Source organism: Pleurocapsa sp. FMAR1 (genome assembly GCF_963665995.1).
In the GTDB taxonomy this organism is placed as follows: domain Bacteria; phylum Cyanobacteriota; class Cyanobacteriia; order Cyanobacteriales; family Xenococcaceae; genus Waterburya.
Genome location: NZ_OY762512.1, coordinates 4,592,678 through 4,618,896, shown reverse-complemented (window position 1 = coordinate 4,618,896; position 26,219 = coordinate 4,592,678). Strand labels below are relative to the sequence as shown.

The following is a 26,219-nucleotide window of genomic DNA, read 5'->3' as shown; positions in this document are numbered from 1 at the left end:
TTCATGTTCATAACCCGAAAGTAGCGTTATTTACATTCACTGGCTTAAAATTTGATAGGCGATCGCTTTTTACCCGAAATTCTGTCCACCAAATCGTGTAGCAGTATATAAAAACAGGGAATAATAAACAAAGTCAGTAGGGTTGCTAATGCCAATCCCGAAAAGACCACAATACCTAATGGTTGCAAAAATTCTCCTCCCTGTCCCAGCCCTAACGCCAAGGGAAACATCCCGACTACAGTGGTGATAGTCGTCATCAGAATAGGGCGCAATCTTTGTGGTGCTGCTTGTAAAATTGCCGTAGCGCGATCGCATTGTTCTCGTTCTCGAATTTGATTGGCTAACTCTACTAGGATAATTGCGTTGTTAACCACAATGCCGACTAATAAAACTGCACCTACAATTACAGTTATGCCGATTGCCGTTTGGGTAAGAAACAGTCCCCAAATTCCTCCCGCTAATGCTAGAGGAAGAGTAAACATAATTACCAGAGGATCGACCAGGGAATTATACAGTACTGCCATTACTACAAACACTAAAAATGCCGCCAGTCCGCCTAAAACAGCGAAAGAAGACTGAATTTCTTGATTGCTTTGGGCAGCAGAACTCGGCAGACGACTAACTCCTTCTGGTAGATCGATCGCTTGAAAAATTTGCTCTAGTTCAGCCAGGGCTTGACTCAAATCTGCATCTTCATTAAGGCTACCTGTAATTAAATATACCTGTCGTTGATTGATGCGCTGAATTTCTCCAGGGGCTTGTCCAAATTCAATGCGGGCAACATCTCCTAAACGAACTAAGCTACTACTATCCTCGATAAATAAAGGGATTTGCGCCAGTTGAGAAGGGCGACGAATAAAAACCTCTTCAAGCTCGACTCGTACGTCTACCAGACGATTACCCCGTTGCAGTTGAGTAGGTACAGAACCAGCGATCGCCGTTTCTAAAGTATTACCAATGTCTTGAACATTTAAGTTAAGCTCGGCAGCGCGATCGCGATTTAGGCGAATTTGAATTTCGGGCTGGCGGGGATCGGCATCGGGACGAAAGCTAGATAAGGTTGCTCGTTGTTCTAAGGTATTTAATACCTGCTGTCCTGCCCCTTCAAGAACTTGAGTATTGTCTCCTTGAAGGATAATATCGACATCACCCCGAACTGGAGAGTTGCTTAAAATCAAGCCCCGTACTTCACCAGGACTAACCCGCAGGCGAATATCAACTAAGTTGAGCTTGTCAAATTCGGCTGATACCCGCGAGACATAAGCTTCGACATCTGTATCGGGTTTGAGAGTAATGGTGCTAGAACCGCGCAAGGAGTTTTCGCTGGTGTTGCTACCAAATAAAAAGCCCCCAGATGTAGTAAAGACATATTCTGTTTCTGGCTGCGCTAGTAAAATCCGATCTACTTTTGCCATAACTCGGCGATTTGTGGCTAGGGGAGTTCCTGGAGGAAATTGGGCAAACAATCTCGCCTGTCCCGTATCGATCCGAGGCAAAATCTCTTGAGGAACTTGACCGATAATTAAAAAACTACTGCCACCCAGCAGTAAGAAAGTTAAGCCAATTACTAGCAACCGCCGTTGCAAAACTTGTTTAAGCATTATGCCGTAGCGTCTGGTAGCAGCCTCAAATTGACGATTAAAGGCTTGTAGTAACCAAAAACGCCCAATTTTACTCGATTTGCGAATCCCCAGCAAACGAGAAGCAAGCATTGGGACTACTGTTATTGCTACCAAAATTGAGGCAGCCACTGCAAAACTAACGGTAAGCACCAATTCATTAAACAGCAGGGAAATAAAACCACCAATGAGCAAAAAAGGCAAAACGGAAACTAAGTTAGTACTGGTAGAAGCAACCAAAGCCGATTCAACCTCCTGACTGCTAGAGATTGATTGCTCGATCAACTGCTGAGAATTGAGTCGCGTCTTGGCATCTTTACCTGGGGTCATCCCCGCACCCTCGGCGATGTTTTCTAACATGACAATAGAGTTATCGACCACAATACCGACTCCTACTGCCAATCCGCCCAGGCTAAACACATTGAGAGACAAGCCAAACAGCTTCATCAAAATAATTGCTGCTAGTGCTGCTAGAGGAATTGCCGAAACGACGATCACCGTTTGACGGAGTGAACCGAGGAACAGCAAAACGGCGATCGCTGCTAGCCCCGCACCAATCAAACCAGCACCTGCGACATTGCTAATGGCATTACGAATAAAGACCGATTCGTCGAGGGTAGCAACCAATTCCATATCTTCGGGAACTATCCCCGTTTGTCGTAACTGTTCAATTCGCTGTTTGATTCCCTCTACGACCTGAATCGTATTGGCTTCAGGCTGCTTTTGAATGCTGAGTTTCACGGCAGGCTGTTCGTTGAGAAACACAAAAATTCGCTGGTCGGCTTGACCATCAATAACCTGGGCAAAATCCCGTAGATATACGCGCTGGGGAGAGATTGAGTTATTGTCCGTCTCTGCTGCTGTCGAATCATCCACTTCAAAAGAGAGATCGAGAATTTCCTGGGCATCCTCAAACCTTCCCACTACACGAGTCAAAGGTTCGTTAAGCCCTCCCAGAATTCGTCCGCCAGATATATCTTGATTAGTTTCTTCTAATTCGGTGAGAACATCATTTAACCCTACGCCCAAAGCCTGAAGCCGACTGAGATCGATTAAAACCCTTACTTCTTCTTCTACACCTCCTGAGACATCAACCACGGCTACACCCTCAACGACTCCCAGTTCCCGCGCCAGTTCTTCATCAGCAAACACACGTAATTGTAAAGGATCTAAAGATTTAGAGGTCAATGCCAGTTCGTAAACAGGTAATTGAGAAGGATCGACTTTATACAGCCTTGGTTCTTCAACTGTATCTGGTAAGTTAGATCGCGCCCGATTAAAAGCAGCAGTAGCATCGTTTAAAGCGCGATCGATATTCCCCCCTGGTTGAAAGTAAAGGTTTATACTTACCTGCCCTTCGCGAGTTTGCGAAAAAATTTGTACTACACCTTCAGTAGCAGCTAGTCCTTCTTCTAAAGGTCGAGTTACTTCATCTACTGCAACTTCGGGAGAAACCCCAGGTACATTAACTCTCAAGCCAATGCGTGGGTAAGTAATAGACGGTAGTAAGTCTACTTGAAGATTAAATATAAAAAATACGCCAACCACAATTACCGCTAGAGTTAACATCAGAGTGCCGATGTGTTGGCGAATGGCAACGGCACTGATACTAACATTGGAGGGAGGAGAAGTTTTCATAACGAAGGGGCGAACGACCGTTCGCCCGTACATAAAATTAGAAGCTGGAATCTTATAATTCAGATTGTGGTGATTCGGATATAAAGCTAAGACGAACCCGATCGCCATTCTGTAAATCGCCACTGCTACGGACAACAAATTCTTCTCCTGGTTCTAGTCCAGAGAGAATTTCTATCCGTGAATTAGCGCGATCGCCTAGTTTTACCTTGCGGGCTGTAACTATAGCTTTTTCTCCCTCTCGCTGGAGAATAAACATGGTTGCAGTATCTGAGTCGGAATTATTTTGTTTTACCTTTTCTGAGGCTACCTGACCCTCGACAGTTTCTTTAAGCGGGGAAACCCCGCCAACGAACTGCTTCACCGCAACGGACTGTCTCGCAACTGCTGTTTCGGGAACAACTACCCTTTTATCGCTCTGTTGACCAAAATTAACCCGCGCCAGTAACCCCCTACCAATACGGCGATCGCTGTTGGGGATAGTCACTTCCACAGGAATCAAACGGGCAGTAGCATCGGCAGCCAAAGAAATCTGCGTCACTTTTCCCTTAAACGATTGTTTGGGAAAGGCATCTAACTGTACCTGCGCCGTCTGTCCCGCCCGAATCTCTGCTAATTCTAATTCGGAAATCTGTACCTGTACCTGAATCTGGCTAAAGTCTCCTAATCTCAGTATTTCATCACCTATCTGTGCCAAATCTCCTGGTTCTAAAACTCTTTCCAATACCGAACCAGTTACAGGAGAAGTCAACACGGTAAATGACTGTCTTTTTTGCTCCTGGGCAACTAATGCCTCCTGTGCCGCCACGCGACGTTGAGCAGCTACTACGGCAGATGAGCGATTGGCTACTTGCTGTTGGACAGAGCGTAATGCTTGTTCTGCCGTACCTACCGCTGTTCTATCTAGTTCTGCTTCTTGCTCGGAAATCGCCCCTTGTTGAAAAAGCTGGCTGGTTCTAGCAGCATCAGACTGCGTCTGTTTTAGCTCTAGTCGTGCTTGTTCGACCTGGGCGCGGGCATCGTTTACATTTGCTTCTAAACTGGCTACTTCCGACTGGAGGGCAGCAACCTGGGCTTCTGCCTCCACTACCGTAGATGCTGAAATTGAATCGTCGATTCGTACCATTACTTGACCTTGCTCTACTCGATCGCCTACGTCTGCTGTCATATCTAATATTTGTCCTTCAATGCGCGATCGCAAGGAAACTTCTCGTACTGGAAAAGTCGTACCCACATACTCGGTATCTTTTTCTAATGAGCCTTGACGAGCTACCGCCACATCAACAGATGCAGATTTTTCTTGAGGACTAGAAGATTCAATTTGGGCATCTCCAGGAGGTAATAAACCACAACTTGAAGGCAATAATAGTATTCCAGGTATCAAGATCGACCAATATGGCAATTGATAAGTATATTTAATTGCGGAAAATCTGAGAGACATAAATTTTACGAAACTGAAGCAGGCAGTAGCGATTCAATTTCGTTATCGTTGAATCAAACTATATCAAAGTGATATTCTTAGCAATTATATCAATTTTATATTAAGTATTGTTTGTATTGACAGTAACCAAAAATGTTGGAATTAGCTGCGCTTGGTCTATTACTCAAAAAACCTTTACACGGATATCTTTTAAAACAACAGTTAGAAAGATTTATGAGTGGCTGTATCAGCGTCAATTACGGTGCTATTTATCCACTGCTTAAGCGACTGGAAAAACAGGGATATATTCAAACTCAAAAATTGGTAGATGGTGACTCAAATCGTAAAGTATATCAAATAACTGAGTCAGGACGCGATCGCTGGCGACAAGCAATGCTGGCGCATCCCCGTGAAAGCTGGGTTAACAGTCGTTCTCGTTTTATCATCAAATTCTTTTTCTTTAGTCAACTAGAACCAAAGGAGCGAATTAAGTTGATGCAGTTTCGTTTAATGACCTGTAAATTACGGCTTGAAAAACGCGAATCACAATTGGTTGAGCAAGATACCGAAGACCCCTATCAAGCGATCGCTTTACAACGTCATCTAGCCAATCTCCGCTTTGAAATCGAATGGTTAAAAGCACAAATTCTCAAAGAACAGCCCACTACACAATCGAATGAAAACTCTACTGTAAATTATTTATAGCAATCGAACTATAAATTAGGACGACATATTTTGCAGTTTTCAGCAAGTCTTGCCGTCGCTACTATCTTATCCCTGCGCCAGACTTTTAATTGTTTCTGATGTTCTAGAAACAGCCGAATGTAGGTTCAATACTCTTGCTATACGCCTAATGTGAATTGACTTTTTGACTATCAGCTTATAAAAAGTCCAATATTTCAAGAGAAATAAAGATTTTTTTGAGAATTTAACTCAAGCAGATTCAATTCTTCGTCTAAATAATTAGAAATCAACTGATGAGTGAAATCATGATTAATGTTTACGGAAGACGGCACTTAAAGGGGCGAAGAGGTTCGCCCCACGTTGCCTCGGCTTTGGGGAGGGTCGTCACGTCCCCAACAGGCGAGCGACGCGGGGTCTGACTTCTGACGGCGACGCGGTGAAGCAGTCCGTTGGGCGGGTTTCCCGACTTGCGAAGCAGCGCGGTCTTGTTGGTTTCCAACAAAGAGCGACTGCTGAGGGCGAAGGAACTGCTAAACCCTTTAGGGGGTCTGACCGCTAATTCACATTAGACGTTCCTATATTAACTTGAAACAAAATTAGACTCTTGATATGTGGGAAAATCGGTATAACCTTCGGCATCAAAAGAATACCAGATAGCCATCTCTGCATCAGGATTAAGCTCCCAATTGTTAGCAAAACGAGCAACCAAATCGGGATTGCTAATGTATGGTCTACCAAAGGCAATCAAGTCAGCATCGCCAGAAGCGATCGCTTTTTCTGCCGAGTTGCGATCGTAACCACAGTTACCCATTAGCACCCCATCATATACCTTTCTAAATTCTGCTAGGGTCATTGGTTCTCCTAGTTCGTGGAAACCAAAAGCTAAACCATCTAATAAATGTATATATGCCAAATCATAGCTGTTTAATTGTTGAGCAACATAAGTAAAAGTCTCACGGAAATCGGGTGATCCCATATCGTTATAGACACCATTGGGGGAAAGTCTGACTCCTACTTGTTCTGCATCCCATACGGTTAAAATAGCTTCCACAATTTCTTTTAAAAACTGATAGCGATTGGCTATACTTCCACCATATTTATCAGTACGATGATTGGTTTTAGATTGCAAAAACTCATCGATTAGATAGCCATTAGCACTATGAATTTCTACTCCATCAAAACCAGCTTCTTTGGCATTAGCGGCTGCTTTGCGGTAATCTTCTACGACTTGAGGAATTTCGCCAGTCTCCAAAGCTCTAGGGGTTTCATAAGGCTGTTTGCCTTTTGCTGTATGAGTTCCATCCCCTTCAATTTTAATTGCCGAAGGTGCTACGGGAAGCTGGTTATTTTCTTGGAAACTGCTGTGAGAGGATCTTCCTGTATGCCAAAGCTGCAAAAAGATTGGCGTACCTTTAGCGTGTACCGCATCGACGACTTGTTTCCAAGCTTCAGTTTGCTCTGCTGTATAGATACCAGGGCTATGTTGCCAACCCTCTGCCTGTGGGGAAATGCTGGTAGCTTCAGTAACAATCAAACCCGCACCTGCTCTTTGAGCATAATATTCTGCCATTAAAGCATTAGGCATTCTTTCTGCACCAGCACGCGAGCGAGTCATGGGAGCCATTACCACTCGATTTTTTAGGGATAGACCTTTATTTACATTTAGAGGACTGAGAAGATTAGTAATGTTTATTGTTGAAGTCATAATTAACGATAAAGTCTAGTGAATGGTTTCAAAATTGAATAGTTTAACGTTCGTAAATTCCGACTAATCTGGCTTGTGCTGTTATTGAATCGGCGATCGCATCTAGTAATTCTTCTCGATTTAATCCAGCCTTGAGGTCTAAAGATTTATCCAAAGCATAAAGCCAGAAATAATAGTGATGAACACCGTGTCCCGATGGAGGTGCAGGCCCTGTATAACCTTTGCTGCCAGAACTGTTAACCCCTGCGGTAAATAGATCTCCCCCAGCTTCTTCTATTTCGGTAATGTCGGCGGGAATATTGTAAACAATCCAGTGAGTAAATCCCCAAGGTAAAGGTGCATCAGGATCGTGACAAATCAATGCAAGCTGTTTAGTTTCTGGCGGTATTTTGCTCCACTGCAAAGCAGGGGAAACATTCTCTCCATCACTGGTATAAAGTTTGGGGATAGCTGATAAAGTCGAAAATACAGGGCTGGTGATCTCTAAATCTTTGAGTCTTAATTTCATTTTACTGATTACTGATTACTTAATACGGTGGGCAAATTTAGTCGGCAAAAATGAGAGAAGACCCCCTAAAGGGTTCGACTTTAGTTTGCCCACCCTACTTACTGACTCTAGGCGCAAATCTTTTTAACGCTGGCTAAAATTTTTGTCTCCTCCCACCAGGCTTTTAACTTGGGCGTGTTAACTGTAACGGCTGCAAACTGTGGTGTTTGTTCGAGATAAACAAAAATTGGAATTAAATAAAAATCAGCAATGCTAATCATGCTGCCTACGAGGAAAGGACTACCGACACATAAGTCTTCAATTGCCTCTAAAGCTTTTTGAGTTGGCGCGATCGCTTTTTGTACTGCTTCTTGGTCTGTTTCACCTCCCTGACTAGGAACAATCAGGTTTTGAATTACAATTGTGCCAACAGCAGGAGTATAGAGATAGTTATCAATGATTGCCATAATTTGCAACATTCTAGTTTGCATCAAAAGGTCGGGGGGCGCAAACTTACCTTTAGCTAGCTTTTGGTTAATGTAATAGGTAATCGCTGTGGTTTCGTAGATTGTTATACCGTCTATTTCTACCGTAGGCACTTTGCCAAAGGGATGTTTAGCCAGATATGCTTCTGTTTTGTTATCGCCATTAAAAATACCAATATCTTTCAATTCATAGTCATTGATATTAGCTTCTGCTAGCAACAGTCGCACGGTTCGGACATAGGTACTTTGGGGCGTACCGTAAAAAATTAGACTGGGCATAGTTGATAAAATCTATAAGTAGTGGGGTCAGTAATAGCAAGAAAACATATTTATTTTAAGAAATAAGTAATAAATATTGCTATTTTTCTACGTTGCTTTGATGAGCAAATCTTTTTAACGCTGGCTAAAATTTTTGTCTCCTCCCCAATGACGGCTTACGCTAGGTTGAATGCGATGAAGTTGTTTGACTAACCTTTCTCCATTTGCTGACTGCATTGGTTATTTTCTCCTTGGTTGCGGTTGTACATACTTCATACAAAATCCAGGTTACAAAGTTTTATCCTGTATTGAATTAGCTGTGACAACTGCTTTGTTTAATTACCAAACTACTTTAGCAATTGAAGTTAATTTTAGATGTTACTGACCTGCTCGTTCTGCTGAGGAGAAGCCAATTTTCCCGTGAGAGCCGTCACAAAAAGGACTTGAGCCAGAACCTCCCTTCGGGTTCAGCAGTTGCTCTTTGCTGGAAACCAACAAGACCGCACTGCTTCACCACAGCGACAAAGTGCTACAGGTGCTTCAGGTTTGTTTGTTAAGTCAAATTGATTTCCCTCAGCATCAGTAAGGACAACTGAGCCATTAACCAGAAATGGACCGTTATCTAAAGTTGTAATTTTTGTAGTTTCAGCCATTGTGTTTTCTTTATAGTGATAAATGCTTGCACTACTTACTATAAGTTACTACTATTAAAAGTCAACTAGGTACTTTAAAGTAACTAGATAACTATCAATGAACTAGCTATGTTATTAGAAGAACATTTAGAGTGTTTAGAGTGTCCATCAGAGAAACTTCTCGTCTTGTTAGCGGGTCAATGGACACTAAAAATTTTGTGGGTTTTGAGTAACAACGGTCCGACTCGCTTTGGAAAGTTGAGACGCAGAATTGATGGTATATCGGCGAAAGTTTTAACGGAACGATTGCGGAAGTTAGAAGGAGAGGAGATTATTTATCGAGACTACAAAGCAACTATTCCTCCACAAGTAACCTATGGTTTGGCAGATAAAGGAAAAGATCTTACCCAAGTGGTAATGCTGATAGATAAAGTTGCTCAGAAATGGCAAAAGGTTCCTACTTAGAATTTATTGTTAAATTTTCTTTTCAATTTTAGTGTTGCTTCGGCGCAGATAACTTCAACTTTATCTTGCAAGATTTATCATTATTTTTCAGCAACGCCTTCTTTTGTAAGTCACACATAAAATCAACAACGCCTAAAAACGAGATTCAAATTCAATTAAGACCCTACTATTATCTTGGAAATTACTCGAACCCCGAAGCACAAAATTATTGTCAAGGCGATAGCGAAAACCATACTGAGCGCGAATATCGGTATTGAGAACTTTTAGTACAGAAAAGGAAAAATTATCAATTAAGTCAAAAGCAAGTTCTCCTGCTAGGGCATCATTGCGATCGTTATCTCTATTTTCATCAATAATTTGAGTGGGAAAAAGACGCAATTCGCCAATGGGAAAAATATTGTTAAATTCTCCATTGAGGCTACCAAAAAGGGCTGAACCAGCCAAGGTAGCTAACCCTAAAGTACCGTTGCTATTTCCCAAAGCTTCGACAACTCCACCGCCTAACAAAGCAGCAATTTCTGCTTGGCTACGGGGAGGACTACTAGTAAGTTCAATTTTATTATTGCTGATTTGACTAGCAAGCCCTTTGACCTGGGCAGAAATTCTTACGGTTTCTAGCGTTCCCACATTAAAAGCTTCAGGAATTTCTGTCGGCAATACTTCGCTAGGAACTTGTCTTTGTCTGGTTTCTAGGGCTGAACCAATAAGTAATACATCTACAAAAGGATCGAGACCATTGTTATTAGAAAAACGAGCCGTGTTTTGATAGTCTCTAGAAAGGTTGAGTTGAGTCGTAAATAAATTAACCTGACCACGTTTTAAATTAATCGTGCCTTCGGGACTAGGCTCTAGAAAAGTGCCGTTAATATTCAGATTTCCTGTGACAAGAAAAGTAAAGATTGGCGGTTGGCTAATTTGAATATCTTCTCCTAATTGTAGCTTGAGATTCTTGTATTGAGTTACGGCTGCCATACTTTGCGCAGCTGCTGCACGTTGATTGATGGCATTAAGTTTTTGATCGAGATTATTTATATTTTCTATATTATCTACCGTCTTGTTTTGCTCATCTTCACCACCTAAAAAAATCGTACCGTCAAATAAAGTTACATCGCCAGCAATATTTGGTTCTGTAGCTTTACCCAATATTTGTAGTTTTCCCTTCACTCCTCCGTTGTATAGCTTAGGTACATCTATTTTGATATTGTTAAAATCAATGGTGAGCGGATTTTTGGAAACATCCTTGTTAAAAGGAATTGTTCCCGCAGCGAGAATTTCGCCTCCACCAAAATCTCCTTCAAAACTATTAACGCGAATATTATCTAAATCAAAAAAGATTTTACTATTAATATTAGTAATTAAGTTTTTAGGTAAGCTTTTGGCAGCAACAGTAGCATTATTAATAGTAGCCGTGCCTTGAGCGACTAATTTTCTGGGCAGGTTTTGTTGGGCATCGAGAATTCCCGAAATGTCTAGGGCAATTTCTCCCTGACCATCAATCCACTTTAATTCTCCCCCAGAAAATATATCTAATAAAGCCAAACCTTTGTCTTTGACGTTTAACTGTAGTTCAAGGCGATCGCTATCTGGTTCAGTTTTGGCAAACGGTAGCTTATAAGGAATGTTTCCTTTAACGGTTACAGGATCGGCATCTTCGGCAATAATACTGCTGGCAAAAAAGTTTAAACGAGCATTTTGATAGTTAAAACTGCCTTTGGTAGTTTGAATTGAAGTGTCTTTCAAAGAAGCATTATCAATGGTGATTTCACCCCTTGCTTGAGGGTCATCGGTAGTCCCGGCGATACTGGCACTGGCGTTGATTAAGCCGTTAAATTCTAATTCTGGAGGTAAGGAAAATAACTGCTCGATTAATTTAACGGGAACTTCTACTAGTTTAAACTGTCCTGATTGAGTTTTTCCCCCAAACGTACCTGTGAATAAGAGAGTAGGGGTGGATGTTCTATTTTTGTTTTTAGCTTTGTCTTTGACGATATTGTCTTCAAGCTGAATTGAAATCGGTAGTAGGGTCAATATTCCTTGTTTAAGGTTACCCTTGGCAATAACTTTTTCACCAACTAAATTACCCCATCGCCATTTTTCACCTAAAAATTCAAACTGAGAATCTAAGCCATTACTTAAAGAGCCTGACACATTAATCTTGCCATCGAAAGTCCCTTTGAGATTTCTAATGGGAGGAATCAAAGCACTTTGCTGTTGTTTTTGTAAATCAGCCAGCCAAGCTTGAATGGCTGATAGTAACTGTAGCTGTTCAAATACAGACGCATCTTTTAAGCCAACGTCAAATATTGGTTGCTGATTAGGTGGCATAGTAGGCTGGTATAAATCTGCTGCGTCGCCATAAAGGCGATCGCTAAAAATACGGCTAAAATCTGTTAATTCAAAAATTTGCAGTGCCACTAGAATATCCTGAATCTGTCCCCCGTCAATTGAGACTTGACCATCAACATCAATATCATCAGGCTTTTGAATCAGATTGCCTTTGAGCTTATAGACGCTGTTTCTTTGCTGAAATTCAGCATCTTGGATGGCAAAATAATTATCTGCATATTGAAAATTTCCCTGAAGGCGATCGCCTCTGATACTTGCTAAAGCGGGGTTATCGATGACGACATTTTTGCCTGAAGTCGCCAGGGTAGCAAGATTTAAGCTAAAATCTCCTGATAATTTGCCATCTACAGGTTGAGTCGCTATACTGTCTGGGATTTTAAAATCTTTGCTTTTAAGGGCTGCGGCTTTAAGCAGTTTTAAAGGAATATTTTGGGTGGTAAATTTTAAGGTTTCTTGGTTACCTTCTCCTTTAACGGATATGCCGTCATGGGCGATCGCAAAAGCTTGAGGCGAAAAATTGCGATCTAGAACTAGCTCAATCTTATCTAAAGCCTGAGGTTCAGAACCAAAGTCTTCTCCACTCGGCAATAAAGGTGTAGTTAAAACTTCATCTAGCTTTAAGTTGACTCCTGTTTTAGGAGATACCTGAATATTTCCTGCTAAAAAAGGATCGAACTCTACATTTTCTACTTTAAAGTTTCTTAAACCCAAATCACCAGCAATATTTATAGCGGTGGGAGTCCCGCTAATTTGTCCTGAAAACTCACCCCTTCCTGAGTAGTCTAAATTAGCTGCCCAGCTAGGCAGGGGCAAGCGTAACTTTTTGATGTTAATCCATCGCGCTTGGGGAATTTTAAATTCAAAATAATTTACTGCTGCCAATTTATCGGCAATATCGCTAAAAAATGACTTGTCTAGTACGATATACCCTTTGGCATCTAAACCATCTCCTTTTGCCTGTAGCACGTCTAACCGTTTGCCATCCCAAGCTATATCTGCCCCCAAAGGTTGTTCTAAAAAATCGATTCCTTGGCTAAAGGTCAAATTTCCTTTGGCTGCGACGGCGGTAGGACTGAGATTATCTACTTTGCCCGTTACTACTAGCTGTCCTCCCAGTTGTCCAGTGAGCTTTAAATCATCCGACTTTGGATCGGCAAAAAGGCTTAGATCTACTCCCAGGGGCAGTACAGAGGCTTTGAATTTACCATTGGCGATCGCTAGTTTGTCCGCCTCAAAAACTCCTTGAGGCAGGGTTAAACTACCTTTGCCGTTGGCTCTAATTCCTTCTGGAGTAATATTATCCGTAGTCCCTGCTAACTTAAGCTTGCCATTAACTAAGCCGGCAAACTGATCTGGGGTAGTAGAACTCAACTGTTTAAGCTTGAGGTCAATTCCTCGAACGTTGGCTGTCCAATCTCGATCGACTATTTTTAAGGCATCCACCTTGACTTGACCTTTAGCTAAAGCTAAATCGCCAAAGCCATTGATTAAGGTCTGAGGTTGAGAGCGATCGGGTATATTGCCTGTCAGAGAAAAGTCACCGCTAAGATTGTCATTAAACTCGTTGGGCAAATCAGGAAATAAACGCCGTAGTTTTAAATTCTTAGTTTTAGCGTCTGCTTGCCAACTATTATCAGCGATCGCAATTTTAGGTAGAGCAACCGTACCACCAACGGTAGTTAAATTAGCCTTACCTTGGGCTTTAACTTGACTCAAATTACCCAGATCCTTTGTGCCTGAAACTTCAAACACGCCATCAATCTTTCCTTTAGCAATCGTAGTTGCGCTACCTTTACCGAACGGTAAGCTGCCAAATTCTACCCCCAATGTTCTTAGCTTAGATGTCCACTTACCCTGGTCATAATCTAAGTTATCTACTTGAACTACACCATTACCCAAAGTAAAATTAGTCTTGCCATCTCGAAATTGCAGAGTGGATAATCCTGCTTGAGCAGATATTTTGGTTGTACCTGAAATTAAGCCAATATCTACAGGTAGTTTATTATTATAGGCTTTGGCGATCGCTTTACCTGAAACGTTTTTTGCCGAAATATTAAAAGCTAGGTTTTGTAAGCCGTCTAGCTGTAAATTGCCATTGCCCTCAATTTTGCCTCCAGTTTTGGGTAAGCTAGTAAATTGCTTTACTGATAGGGTTGTACCGACTATTTCTAGATTGGCATCAATCTTTTTAAAATCTACTTTGTCGATACGACTAGGACTAGCAGTAGCGATATCAAACTGCACTACAGGGTTGTCTAATGTTCCTCTAACCCTAGCGTTGCCTTTTATTTTGCCTTTGATTGGTACTGGTGTATCTAACTCTAAAGCATCAATTACCTTTTTGGCTTTTACAGGTTCGATCTTGGTATTAATTTGATAATTTCCCTTATCTGCTAAATCGAGTGAACCAGAAGCTTTCCCTGATACTTGACCAAACTTAGTGGCAATATTATCTAATTCAATTTTTGTACCTGCAAAAGAAACCTGACCGTTACTATGACTAAAAGGTTTAACCAAATTAGGGATTTGCAGACTTACATTATTTAAATCTAGCTTTCCTTGTAATTCAGGAATAGGAGCTTTAGATAATGTTACGTCAATTTTACCGTCAATATTTCCTTGATTTAATTCAATCGGTAAAGCCAATAAATTGCTTGCTTCAGAAGCATTTAGGTGCTGCGCTAATACAGATAGATTAATAATTCCTGTTTGATTATTTCCTTGACCATCAACAGTAAACCTTCCCCCTTTTACCAACTGCGCCACAGCATTAAACTGAATTACCTCATTAATAGGGCGAACGGTAATATTATCTATGTCGGCAGTAACAGTTGGATTTAAGGCTGCTTTTTCTGTATTGTAAGCAGCTAAAGAAAGTTGACCACCTTGAAGTTGAATAGACTGTACTTCAACAATTTGCTTGTTTGAATTGTCATCTGAACCAAAATCTGTAGGAGTCCATAGTTTTGATTTATCCTGCTCAATATAGACATTAGGCTTTTGTAAAATAATGTCTAGCTTTAGCTTGCGCTTACGTAAAAAATAAAGTGGCGCAAGATTAACCTTTACTGTTTTGACCGTGACAAAATCAGGATTATCCTCTGTTGCAGGAAGTGCGCTATTGCCAAAATTGGCACCTACAAAGGATATGCTTTTTAGATTTCCTAGTTCGAGGGGACGATGAAGATAATTTCCTGTTTCTTTTTCTACTAAAGGTATTAGCTTGCGCTGCACAAAATACCAACCATAAACTAAGCCACCACCTGCACCACCTAAAAGCAAAATAGCTGTAATTATAACTATTTTACGCCACCGATTAGGAGAGTTTGCTGTACCATTGCTCAGATTGACTGGTTTATCTGAATTTTGCTTCATTTTATGGTTATATTCTCTGGCTGAAGATGCCAATAGCGAAAGCTATATTTTGAATAAATATGCCGTGAGGTTGGTTTTTTAAATCTATGAATATAGAAAATGAATCTTCCTAATTAGTTGCACAATATTAGTTTTTTTAATAAGAACAAGTATAGCCAACCTTAAATCATATTGTTTTTTTGGCAATACAATTACTTTTCTAATTAAAGCTTATAAAAATGAAAATTAAGGTCAAAGTAAAACCTAATTCTGGCAAGCAAGAAATAGAGCAGTTAGAAGACGGTAGTTTAGTAGTTCACCTTAAATCTTCCCCAGTAAAAGGCAAGGCTAACCAAGAGCTAATTAAAGTTCTGGCAAAAAAATATCAGGTTACTCAATCACAAGTTGCAATTAAATCTGGTTTATTCAGCAAGCGAAAGCTGATTGAAATTGAATAATTCAGAATCTAAACAGTTTGTAGTCGCTAAAATTGCTTTTTATACTAATATAAGTATTAATAACTAACATTAACTAATTAAAATTAGCCTGGATAAACTCCACTATTTGTTGATAAATTTGCTCAGGTTCTTTGGTTCCATCAACAGCGATCGCTCTTCCCTTATATTTAGAAAATATCTGCTGATATTGTGAGCGAACTTTAGTTAATTTATTTTTAGTTTCATATATTTCTTTTAGAGAACGTTCTTGCAATCTTTTTACCGAAATTTCGATAGGAATATCAATATATATAGTTAAATCGGGATTAGGAAAACGAGCATTAAGTTGTTGGATAAAGTTAAACTTGTCTACAGTTTCACAATTATATGCCAAAGAAGAAAAATAGTATCTAGTACTAATAACGTGATAGTTATCTTGAATTAACTTAAATACGCCGTCGATTTCATTATATAAATGATCGTGGCGATCGGCAGCAAAGAGATAAGCCATTTGTTCATCAAATAAATTGCGATCGCGATTAAAGACAATTCTTTGTTTTAATGCTTGGCGAATCATATTTCCAATAATGCCATTAGAAGGTTCAGAACTAATTTCAGCTTTTTCTTCTGTAGCTAAAAAATAACTCTTCAACATTTGGGCTTGAGTAGATTTACCCGAACTATCGATTCCCTCAAAAACAATAAAAAGCCTTTTATTCATTATTAATTAATTTAGGGGCGATTCGCGAATCGCCCCTAATAGACCTCTTGCATAAATGTATTTTTTCATTCAATACTGGTTTTAAATTCCTGACCTCTGACCTCTGACCTCTGACCTCTGACCTCATTGTCAACCGATAATTTCTGATTCGTGCAAGAGGTCTACTGTTTACGGATAGAAAACCAAGTTCGTAGACGATTTAATAGTTTAGGATGACGCTGTAACTTTTGCAGATAAAAATTGTTACTTGCCTGATGTAATATTTCAGACATAGTTGGATAAATAGTGGGAATAGATACTGAAGTCAATCCTCGCATCGGATTACAGTCTAGTCTTATTTTGTTTTGGATCATTAAGGCAACGATCGCAATCAATTCGGCAGCGCGATCGCCAACTAAACTACAGCCTAATATTTCTCCATTGGCTCTTACGAGTAGTTTACACAATCCTGTGGTCTTATCTAATATTTGCGCCTGAGTCAGGTTATTGAAATATTCTCTGACTACATAAATATCTTCTCCGTATTCTTGTTTTGCCTGACTTTCGTTCAAGCCCACCCTAGCCAAATTAGGCTGGGTTAAAACAGCCCAAGGAACAGAGTTGTAATTGGTTTTATACCAAGGAAAAAATAAAGTATTTTTGAGAACTAAATTAACTTCATATTGGGCAACATTAGGTAAACTATAACCACCAATTAAATCACCACAGGCATAAATATGGGGATTAGTAGTTTGTAGCTTCTGATTGACATAAACCTTTTGTAAATCATATTTAACATTTACTCCCGCTAGATTCAAACCTGCAATATTAGGCTGACGGTAATCAGCCATAATTATCTCATTGGCTGACAAAGCGCGATCGCCTGCCTGTATCCATTTTTGCCCATTAATTACCTTAATCTGGCTAATTTTAGAATTAGTATAGATCTCAACTCCTTCGGCTTCTAACTGCGCCTGAATCAAGATGGCAATATCTAAATCTTCTTGAGGTAATATTCTTGGCTGCTGAACAACTAAAGTAATCTGCTTTTTAAATCGGGCTAAAGCTTGAGTCAACTCTAAAGCAGTCGGATCGCTACCAATAATAATTATCTTGTCAGGTAATTCAGATAAATCCTGATTGCCTAAGTCTCGTAGAGTCAAACAGTCATTAATAATGTTAGCTTCTGAGGATTGAGGGACAAAATTAGAACCTGTAGCCAGTAAAAAATTACGCGATCGCAATTTTCTCTTACCCACATTAAACGCCAAATTTGGTAAACGGCAAAATTCCCCTTTGCCTTGGATTACATCAACTCCTAAAGCAGACAGGCTAGATAGCGAATTGCTGGTTTGGACTTGATTAATTCCTTTTGCCCAGTTACTAGCTTCAGCGAGAGAAACATAAGGGAATTGCGTTTCTGATGCCGTGGCAAAGGGATTATTAGCCAGTTGATAGTTTAAACGTCCTACCTCACTCAGATTTTGATTGACTAAAGTGTCATTAGGTAAATAATTTGTAGCACCCTGAGTCACCAAAGCAACACGTGCCTGAAGCTGCACAGCAATTTGGGCAGCATATATACCCGCCCAACTACTACCAATTATTACCAAATCATAGTCTACTGCCATGTTGTCAAGTTAGAAGCAGGGCTATTTCATGCTAAATTATCATGCACCAAGAAATCAATTTGGCGAGCGACCCCGATGAGTTTTACTCATCTAGGGAACGCGCGAGCTTGGCTAAGATGTCAAGTCCGTTTAAACGGACTTAAGGTATGAGACAGAGAATTTATTCTCTGGCTAGTAAGAATGAAATAGCTACCTCACAAATCGCCCTTACAAGAATCGGAAGTCACAAGTCATGACCCAAATTAAACCATAGCAGCAATGGCTTGGACTAAGCGATCATTCTCTGCGGGTAAACGTACCGCAATGCGAAAATAGCGATCGCCCAACTCAGGAAAGCTGATACAGTCTCGAATTACAATTTGATAATTGACTAGCAACTTCTGCTGTAATTCCGTCGCCGACTCTGTTTTAACCAGCAGATAATTAACCGCGCTGGCTAAAGGCTGGATGCCTGGTATGGCTTCTAGCTGTTCAAATAATTGCGATCGCGCTGGTTGCAACCAGTTCCAAGTCTGTTGCTGAAACTTTTTATCCTGTAGTGCTGCTGCGGTTGCTGCTGCTGCTAGGGTATTGACTGACCAAGGATCGCGCCACTTTTGCCATTTTTGTAATCTTTCAGGATGGGCGATCGCATAGCCGATTCTTAATCCAGGTAGACAGTAAAATTTAGTTAAGGAACGCAAAATAACTAGATTGGGATAATCCTCAATTAGTGGAATTAAGCTTTGCTCCTGAGAGGGCGTTAAAAAGTCCATAAAGGCTTCATCAATCACCACTAGGCTAAATTGCTCAAGATAGGGCAATATCTCCTCTCTCGTCCATAATTTGCCCGTTGGATTGTGGGGATTGTTGAGCAAGAGTCCAGATTGGGGATGAACATCTACAGGAATTGGCAACGTAGGGGCGTGTCTTGGTGCAAGTGGGGGACTTTTAATTCTTCTTCCCCCCAGATTTGGGGGGCTTGGGGGGCTAGTTCTATCACACTGCGTCAGTCTTATTAAAGATAAAGGACAGGATAATATTTTCCCACCAAAAGCATTTAAAGCCCTGGCATAATCGCTAAAGGCGGGGGTAATTAAATATGTAAAATTTTGTTGCGCTAGTTCTCTGCCTGCCCAGGTCAATAACTCAGCCGAACCATTTCCAGGCAGGATAAATTTAGGGTCAATCTGATGATGTTCGGCTAAATGCGATCGCAATTCTGGATATTCAGGGTCGGGATAGGCATTTAACTGACTGGTACTATTAACTATGGCAGCGATCGCGCTGGGGGGAGTTCCTAGGGGGTTAATGCTGGCGGAAAAATCGATTAAAGCAGAAACTGGACAACCAGCAATGCTGGCTGCCCAATTCAAATTTCCACCGTGTTGTGGTCTGTTCAAGATAAATTAACTATCTTAAAACTACTTTTTAGCAGGGGCTACTTTTTCTTTGAATAGCTTACCAGCCGAAAAAGCAGGAACTTTAGTAGCAGGAATGGACATTTTTTCTCCAGTTTTGGGGTTACGTCCTTCTCTTTCCTTGCGATCGCGACGCTCAAAAGAACCAAAACCAACTAGGGTTACTTTATCTCCATCAGATACAGCTTCCATAATAGTTTCGACGGCTGCGGACAATACAGCGTCAGCCTGTTTTTTAGTTACAGTCGCTTTTTGCGAAATGCGATCGACTAGTTCACCTTTATTCATTTTAGTGGTCTCCTTCTTATATGAATTTGTGGTTTGTGTGTCATGTAGTTCTCGGTATCTAAGAACTTAGAGGTTATCTTCAAAGTTTAATTTGCTATATCGAAGCCCCCTATAATCCCCCGCCCCTCCCTACCCCTCCCCAGAATTGGGGAGGGAACGATTAGTCTCCCCCAAGTTTGGGGGAGATTAGAGGGGGCTGGGACTTTAAAATCTTCTTCCCCCCAATTTTGGGGGGCTAGGGGGGCAAAAGTCAGGAAAGACATAGCAGGAATTAACCTTTTAAATGTCCTCTTAGAGTTAGAAAATGAATCAACATAAAGTGAACATAAGTCCTGTCGTTTGAAAAGGTTATCTGAGAAGCCTAATTAGTTTGATAAAAGCCCCCTAAATCCCTCGCCCCTCCCTACCCCTCCCCAATTCTGGGGAGGGAACGATTAGTCTCCCCCAAGTTTGGGGGAGATTAGAGGGGGCTGGGACTTTAAAATCTTTTCCCCCCAGAATTGACGAGCGACCCTGCTGCTGTTTCAGCAGCCAAGGAACGCGCGAGTTGGGGGGCTAGGGGGGCAAAAACCATTATAAATTTAGCCAATATTAGTCTTTAGATATCCTCTTCATCAGACGGAGTACAGTTCACCAGCCTAATTTATAGCATCTGAGTTCTAAAAACTCACAGTATTTCATAGGCTACAGTTTTTTCACTGCCTTATTCTAAGCTCTACAAGACAAATATGGATCGTTGAAAGCGTTATTTAACATAGATTTCAACAATTTTTTCCATTTTAACCACCGAAATCGAGTCCCAAAACAGGCTACTTACCTGGTTCTCCAAGTGGGTCAACCCCAGATTTTTCAATCATTTCACGGCTTTCTTTACTAGGCATAAAGTTGCTTGCCAGCCCTGCATCCTCATCCACGATATTAGGAGTTAACAAAACTATTACTTCTGCTCGTTCATTAGTCTTGTCGGTACTTCTAAATAAAGCACCAAGCAAAGGAATATCACCCAAAATAGGTACTTTAGAAACAGTAGTTCTTTCTTGGTCTTGAATAATCCCTGACAAAATTAAAGTTTGACCATCCCGCATCCGTACCAAACCAGAACTTACTTGTCGCGTACTTAATAAATTAAGTGTATTAGTTGCACCATTCCCACTATCAAACGCTTGCGTTGCCCCAACAGAGCTAACGGAAGGACTGACGGACATCGAAACAAAGCCATTATCGTCAATCCCTTCTACATTAACGGTTAGTACTAATCCAGCTTCACCTATTTCTGGAGTGACAGTTCTTGTCCCCGACTCCCCATCAATCTCGGTTTTTACACTTTCTACAATTTTTTGTACCAAGCGTACAGTTGCTTGTTGCCCTTCTTGCACTGTTAAAGTTGGATCGGTGAGAACTTTGGCGTTACCACTAGTTACGCGTGCTTCCAGTAATGCGAGAAACTTATCAGGATATTGGAATAGACTAGGCAGCGCCGAGGTTGCTGTACCATCTGTTCCCTGGGTAGTTGTAAAATTTGTAATACCATTATTGCCATCTATAGTTGCAGTTCTTATACCGTCAGTTGCTTGAGTAAAATCAGTTATACCAGCCGTAAAAGGGTCAGAACTAATAGCTGCTTCTCGACCAGGAAAAATTCCTACTCCTCTTTCAAGTCCAGGAACGAAAAAACCAGTTGCTGCATCAACGATACCACTACTAGTACCAGGAACAATAGTTCCTTCGTCAAAATTAAGAAATGTATTCGCACCAGCAAAAGGATTATTGACTATAGGCGGATTAGACAAACGACCAGTAGGACTATTTAGTTCAGCACTTGTTGGTGGCGCAGAGTCACCAAATCTTAGGCTAGCAGAACCATTATCTTGCGAAAAGAAACTGTCATTTATCCCAAAGGAAAAGCTACTATTCACGACATCTTGATTAAGCAAGTTCACATCAATCACCTTGACGTTGACTGATACCTGACGACGACGGGCATCTAGCTGAGTTAGAAAAGTGGTAGCAACTTCTACCTTGCGAGGTTCACCTACAAGAGTGATGGCGTTTAATCTGCCATCAGTAGAAACCTGTAGACCTTTAAGCATTAGTGCTTTAGAACCAGTATCGTTTTCGTTACCGCCATCTAAATCGGTTAATGTTGGACTTGCCTCTTTTCTTTGAACGACTCTACCAGTTTCAGGATCGATGATTTCTTCTACATCGTTAGTTAGTCTCTTTCCTGTTGCACCCTGACTGGCTAGATACAAAGCTGCGTTTTCAACAGTAACCTGGTTCAAGCGAATAGTACGGCTGACTAAGTTACGAGCTTGGGCGGGTAGTTGCTCACCGACATAGATAATATTGCCTCGACGGTTGGCATCTAAACCAGAAACAAGCAGAACTGAATTAAATGCTTCCTGTAAAGGCTGATTTTCTAGATCTAAAGAAATAGTCGGACCTGTTTCTTCGCCATTACCACCTTGATTTCCTTGATCGCCTTGTGCCTGTGCATTACTGTCAGCAAATACTAGGCTTAAGTTAGCAGATTTAGCCAGGAGAGAAAGTACTTCTCTGACTGGAGCATCCCGCAACACTAAGCGCGGAACTGAGGCTGATGAGCCTAAATCTACCATGTCGGGCATAGTATTAATATTGGAAACCGCCATATCGCCTACGGGAGGCGCAACGGCTCTGGGAAGGGTTGCATCGGCTGCGGAACTTGGATCATCCTGGGCTTTATATACCCGTTCTTTGGTATTATTAGAACCATTGTTCTCAATATCAATTTCAGGATTGGGAATTAAAACATCAGGTTTTTTTAAGTCAGTTTTTTGAGCAACTAGAGTCGGTTTTTCATTGTCTTTCGTCTTCTTTTGACCTAGTGCAGATTTATAGGTTTGCTTAATCTGTTTAACTGTCTTATCGCCAAATTGTGATAACTCTCTTTGAAAAGACTGAGCTTTGGTAACGCGGTTGAGGCTAAGAACAAGATTATCTCCCTGTTGCTCTAGTAAATGCTCAATAGGCACATCTGGCTCGGTAGAGATGAGAATCTGAGTATGTTCGCGGTCAACCTGATGAACATCTATTGATTTAATCCCCGCAATCGGATTATCTTGTTTAAAAGAATTTCCTGCGGGCAAATCTAAGTTTGTGTTGAGTAGATTTGCTTCAATAAGATTGTCTTTACGCAGCGTGAAGAAAGAAGCATCCGCACTAGCTTTTGCCCCCCCAGCCCCCCAAGCTTGGGGGGAGAGTGATTTAAAGTCCCAGCCCCCTCTAATCTCCCCCAAACTTGGGGGAGACCAATCGTTCCCTCCCCAGAATTGGGGAGGGGTAGGGAGGGGCGGGGAATTTAGGGGGCTTTTGTGTAGTAAATTTGACTTCTCAGACGACCTCTTATTTGCGGATAGTTTTAACTCTAGTTGATTATTATCTTTATCAAGCTCAATATCGGTAATGTTTCGCTCCGCAGCATTAGCTGGTGCAGCCATTAGCATAACTGTTAATGCTGTCAAAAATCCCAGGCGATCGCAATAATTTTTCACTCTTTTAATCCTCAACCTATAATTAGTAAATATATTTTTTGTAGAACTATTATTTTTTAGTAGCATCAGGTTGTGACTGACTATCACTATCTTTGTTTTTTCTACTTTCCCGTCTGATTTGGCGTTTTTCTCTCTCAGTAAGCTCTGCTTCCTCGTCGGTTTTTTGAGCTTGTTCTAGCTCTTGTTGACTCGGAGGCAATATAGCGTCTAGCTTGATTTGAGTTTTTAACTCTGCTTGGTCTTTAGGAACAATCTCGCTTCTATTACTAGTCAAAATTGCTGTGGGTTTATCCTCTACGGTTGAGCTAATGGTTTGTACCATTAATAAAGGTTGCAATCGTTCTAGATCCTGCAAAATTTGTTTAGTTTCAGTGAAAGTTCCCTTAATACTCAGAGAAATGGTTTTCCGCTTCAGTTTTCCCTGTACTTCAGCACCCAAAGAAGCATCCTCAATCGTACTAATATCCCCTTCAGGCTGGTAATCAATTAAAGTCCCTTGATTGGAAGCAACAAAATTATTTAAGTCAATTAGCAGTGTTTCGAGATCATCCTCGCTAGTAAACATCGTTAGAACACGAGCTTTCAATACTTTCTGGTCAGCTAAGTCTGCTTCTAATTCAATCAGTTTTAATTGCAGATCCCCTGTCTGGATTTTCTCTAACTGTCCTTGAAGCTCAACTTTTTTGGTTAATGCCTCTTTGTACTTTGCTTGAGCAGGATTGACAAAATTAATATAGCCATAAGCAGCTAAAGCAATCCCTGCAACGGCGATCGCAATTCCCGTAACCATAGGCGTAAAGGTAATCCCAAAGGCAACGGGATAATCTTCGGCTAACCCTTTTTCCGTGGCGAAATCATCAGCAAAGGTCATTTCAATACCGCTCCTTTACGTTCTAATGTTTTTAGTCTGGTTGCTAACCCAATCGAACCTTTTTTGGCTATTTCCTGAATTAATTGCGAGGAAGGAGCATTATTTAGCTGTGCCGAAATTGCGTATTTAACTCCTTTGGGAATTTCCAAAGAAGCGTTTTCTGGCAAATCTTCAGTGTTTTCTACTTCGACTGGAAAATCACTGGTGCTAGCACCATTTAATTTAACCTGTTTGCTATCAAAAAATGGCGATCTCTGTAAGAATAAAACAAAGTCATTCACATCATCATAAGAACGTGCCACCCCTGCTAAATTAACCCCGATGGATGGACTAGGTACAGGTGGTGGAGTTGCTTCTGCTTCCCCTTCTTTGGCTTCAGTTGGTGGAGGCGCAGGTGGAGTTGCTGGAGCGGAACTAGTTTGCTGAATTGAATCTACCTGAACTCCTGGGGGAGTGCGATCGCTAATTTCCTGCATAATCGCTGCCCAGGGCTTGATTTTCTCAAATACACCTACCAAAGCAGCAGTTTCTTGCTGTGTCTGCTGAATTTCAGCGTTTGCTGCCTCAATCTTTTTGTTTTGGTTGCCCAAATCGGCAATTTCGCTTTCAATTTGTGTGACTTCCTCTTCTACGGTAGCGGTTTTAGCCTTAACACTTTGTAAATAGCCAAAGGTAATTGCTGGTGCTATCAGTGCCAAGGCTATTCCCACCACAATGGGGACTTTGTCTTCAATGGCGGGTTCTCTTTTTTGAGCAATACTACTGCTCATGTCAGTAGATTGTTCTCCCTCTCTATCTCTAAGAAAATTAATATCTAAGTTATACATAAAGTCGCGCTAATTTCAATAATAATTAATAGATTAAACAATCGTTATTTAACTCAATAAACACCAAATAAACAATATTCAAGCAAACTTAAAGATCCCGCATTCCTAGTCCCAAGACAATTCCTAAACCTGGACGACTATCTGACGCAATATCTTCATTTATATCGAGTCCTAAAGTTGCAATGGGATCGACTTTTATGGTGGGCAAATTTAGTTTTTGAGTAAAAAATTCATCCAATTGACGAATACCTGCTCCTGGACCAGCTAATAATAACTGAACTATTTCTAAGTCTTCACTTTGATTAATATAAAAGTTAATTGAGCGACTTAATTCATCACTTAATTCCCCCAAAATCTTAATCAACGCTGCTTTTCCCGACTCAATTTGCGATGAATCTACGCCCGTTGAATCTCTACTGCTTAATATATCTATGTCATAGAGCATTTCTGCTGACCCTGTAGCTGGTAAGCTCATAGCCTGGGAGAATGCTGTATACATTTGATAAGTACCGATAGGTACCGTTCTCGAAAACTGAGGTACTCCTTCAACTACGATCGCAATTTCAGTACTATCAAACTCTAAATCTACTAATACCACAGCTTCTTTTGAACCAAACTGTCGTAGCTGTTCCCTGATAGTTCTAATTAAAGCAAAACTATTAATTTCTAAAACGCTTAACTTTAGTTGTGCTTGCTCAAAAACTTCAGTATAAAGATCGGTTACTTCTTTCTTAGTTGCTACCAATAAAACGTTAACCTTTTCTATACCATCTTCATCCATAAAATAGCCAAGTTTGACATAATCTAAATCTACCTCTTCTCGCGGATAAGGCAGATACATTCCAGCTTCATGTACCATTACCATATCTTTTAATTCTGCTTCATCTAGTTCTGCGGGAACAGGAATAACACGAATAATAGCCTCTCGCATCGGCACTGCCGTAAATACTTTTGTAGCACTAATCTTATTGGCTTTAAGAGTATCCTTAATTAGTTCTGATAGAATCAAGGAATCAACAATTTGTCCTTCTTCAAATACTCCTTCAGGAATATCTGCTGAGACATTTTTCATCAATTTGTATTGCTGTCCTTGTTTGACTATTTGAGCAATGTTAATTTTTTGGGTATTTATTTCAATTCCTACACTGTCGCCATTCTTGGCAAAGATATTAGTTAAAGTGTTCAGCATACCCTTTTCCTAAGTAGTATTTCCAAACTTGTACCTCATTCTTGGACATGACGATATAATTTAATTGCTGTCCAGCAAAAGCATTTTAAGATTTATCCTTCATTTCATTTATTAATAACTTGTCAAATAGCCAAGTATCAGTTAATAAATATTTGATTTGATTTTATAATACGCTGGACACATTGGATATTGTAGCTGCTATAAATAGATATATAGATAAGTGCTTTTACCGAAAAAAGCAGAATGTATATAT

Annotated in this window: 18 protein-coding genes; 3 read left to right on the top strand and 15 right to left on the bottom strand. The window is 40.7% G+C overall.

The genetic code is table 11. From position 1 onward, the window contains the following. Window positions 1–44 precede the first annotated feature (44 nt). Both SLP02_RS22445 and SLP02_RS22440 read right to left on the bottom strand, forming a co-directional pair. The gene (locus SLP02_RS22445) at window positions 45–3,257 is read right to left on the bottom strand and encodes an efflux RND transporter permease subunit (protein ID WP_319422946.1); all 3,213 of its coding nucleotides are present in this window, start codon (window positions 3,255–3,257) and stop codon (window positions 45–47) included. A 52-nt stretch (window positions 3,258–3,309) separates the two neighbouring features. After that, on the bottom strand, window positions 3,310–4,617 hold the full coding sequence (locus SLP02_RS22440) for an efflux RND transporter periplasmic adaptor subunit (protein WP_319422945.1): 1,308 nt from the start codon (window positions 4,615–4,617) through the stop codon (window positions 3,310–3,312). A gap of 210 nt (window positions 4,618–4,827) precedes the next feature. Here SLP02_RS22440 and SLP02_RS22435 point away from each other — a divergent pair, with 210 nt between their 5' ends. Beyond that, a complete protein-coding gene (locus SLP02_RS22435; RefSeq protein ID WP_319422944.1) occupies window positions 4,828–5,379 on the top strand; it encodes a PadR family transcriptional regulator in 552 nt (183 codons plus the stop codon). A 559-nt stretch (window positions 5,380–5,938) separates the two neighbouring features. On the opposite strand, the gene SLP02_RS22430 is transcribed toward SLP02_RS22435, so the two are convergent. The 4 genes from SLP02_RS22430 to SLP02_RS22415 all read right to left on the bottom strand — a co-directional run bounded on the left by SLP02_RS22430 (window position 5,939) and on the right by SLP02_RS22415 (window position 8,946). Then, window positions 5,939–7,063, bottom strand: a complete 1,125-nt coding sequence (locus SLP02_RS22430) for an alkene reductase (RefSeq protein ID WP_319422943.1) — start codon at window positions 7,061–7,063, stop codon at window positions 5,939–5,941. Window positions 7,064–7,106: 43 nt separating this feature from the next. Continuing rightward, on the bottom strand, window positions 7,107–7,571 hold the full coding sequence (locus SLP02_RS22425) for a YbhB/YbcL family Raf kinase inhibitor-like protein (RefSeq protein WP_319422942.1): 465 nt from the start codon (window positions 7,569–7,571) through the stop codon (window positions 7,107–7,109). A gap of 107 nt (window positions 7,572–7,678) precedes the next feature. Beyond that, complete coding sequence (locus SLP02_RS22420; RefSeq protein WP_319422941.1) at window positions 7,679–8,314, bottom strand: glutathione S-transferase family protein; 636 nt, start codon at window positions 8,312–8,314, stop codon at window positions 7,679–7,681. Between the two features lie 446 nt (window positions 8,315–8,760). After that, window positions 8,761–8,946 (bottom strand): CDGSH iron-sulfur domain-containing protein, encoded by a 186-nt coding sequence (locus SLP02_RS22415; RefSeq protein WP_319422940.1) that lies wholly within the window; start codon window positions 8,944–8,946, stop codon window positions 8,761–8,763. Between the two features lie 108 nt (window positions 8,947–9,054). Between SLP02_RS22415 and SLP02_RS22410 the strand changes: the two genes are divergently transcribed. After that, window positions 9,055–9,390 (top strand): winged helix-turn-helix transcriptional regulator, encoded by a 336-nt coding sequence (locus tag SLP02_RS22410; RefSeq protein WP_319422939.1) that lies wholly within the window; start codon window positions 9,055–9,057, stop codon window positions 9,388–9,390. A gap of 132 nt (window positions 9,391–9,522) precedes the next feature. On the opposite strand, the gene SLP02_RS22405 is transcribed toward SLP02_RS22410, so the two are convergent. Next, window positions 9,523–15,111: a translocation/assembly module TamB domain-containing protein gene (locus SLP02_RS22405; protein ID WP_319422938.1), complete on the bottom strand. Its 5,589-nt coding sequence runs from the start codon at window positions 15,109–15,111 to the stop codon at window positions 9,523–9,525. Window positions 15,112–15,329: 218 nt separating this feature from the next. Here SLP02_RS22405 and SLP02_RS22400 point away from each other — a divergent pair, with 218 nt between their 5' ends. Beyond that, window positions 15,330–15,548 (top strand): DUF167 domain-containing protein, encoded by a 219-nt coding sequence (locus tag SLP02_RS22400; RefSeq protein WP_319422937.1) that lies wholly within the window; start codon window positions 15,330–15,332, stop codon window positions 15,546–15,548. 73 nt (window positions 15,549–15,621) lie between these two features. Here SLP02_RS22400 and tmk read toward each other — a convergent pair whose 3' ends face one another. From tmk to pilM, 8 genes are all read right to left on the bottom strand, one after another. After that, window positions 15,622–16,248 (bottom strand): dTMP kinase, encoded by a 627-nt coding sequence (tmk, locus tag SLP02_RS22395; protein WP_319422936.1) that lies wholly within the window; start codon window positions 16,246–16,248, stop codon window positions 15,622–15,624. A 161-nt stretch (window positions 16,249–16,409) separates the two neighbouring features. Then, a complete protein-coding gene (locus SLP02_RS22390; protein WP_319422935.1) occupies window positions 16,410–17,858 on the bottom strand; it encodes a dihydrolipoyl dehydrogenase family protein in 1,449 nt (482 codons plus the stop codon). Window positions 17,859–18,100: 242 nt separating this feature from the next. After that, a complete protein-coding gene (cobD, locus tag SLP02_RS22385) occupies window positions 18,101–19,240 on the bottom strand; it encodes a threonine-phosphate decarboxylase CobD (protein WP_319422934.1) in 1,140 nt (379 codons plus the stop codon). Window positions 19,241–19,261: 21 nt separating this feature from the next. Beyond that, window positions 19,262–19,546, bottom strand: coding sequence for an HU family DNA-binding protein (locus SLP02_RS22380; protein WP_319422933.1), 285 nt, complete (start codon window positions 19,544–19,546; stop codon window positions 19,262–19,264). An 809-nt stretch (window positions 19,547–20,355) separates the two neighbouring features. After that, the gene (locus tag SLP02_RS22375) at window positions 20,356–23,079 is read right to left on the bottom strand and encodes a secretin N-terminal domain-containing protein (protein ID WP_319422932.1); all 2,724 of its coding nucleotides are present in this window, start codon (window positions 23,077–23,079) and stop codon (window positions 20,356–20,358) included. Between the two features lie 49 nt (window positions 23,080–23,128). Further along, window positions 23,129–23,950: a type II and III secretion system protein gene (locus SLP02_RS22370; RefSeq protein WP_319422931.1), complete on the bottom strand. Its 822-nt coding sequence runs from the start codon at window positions 23,948–23,950 to the stop codon at window positions 23,129–23,131. After that, entirely contained in the window at window positions 23,947–24,777 is an 831-nt protein-coding gene (locus SLP02_RS22365; protein WP_319422930.1) for a PilN domain-containing protein, read from the bottom strand. Before SLP02_RS22365 ends, SLP02_RS22370 begins: the two co-directional genes overlap by 4 nt. A gap of 88 nt (window positions 24,778–24,865) precedes the next feature. Next, a complete protein-coding gene (gene pilM, locus SLP02_RS22360) occupies window positions 24,866–25,966 on the bottom strand; it encodes a type IV pilus assembly protein PilM (protein WP_319422929.1) in 1,101 nt (366 codons plus the stop codon). Window positions 25,967–26,219 lie beyond the last annotated feature (253 nt).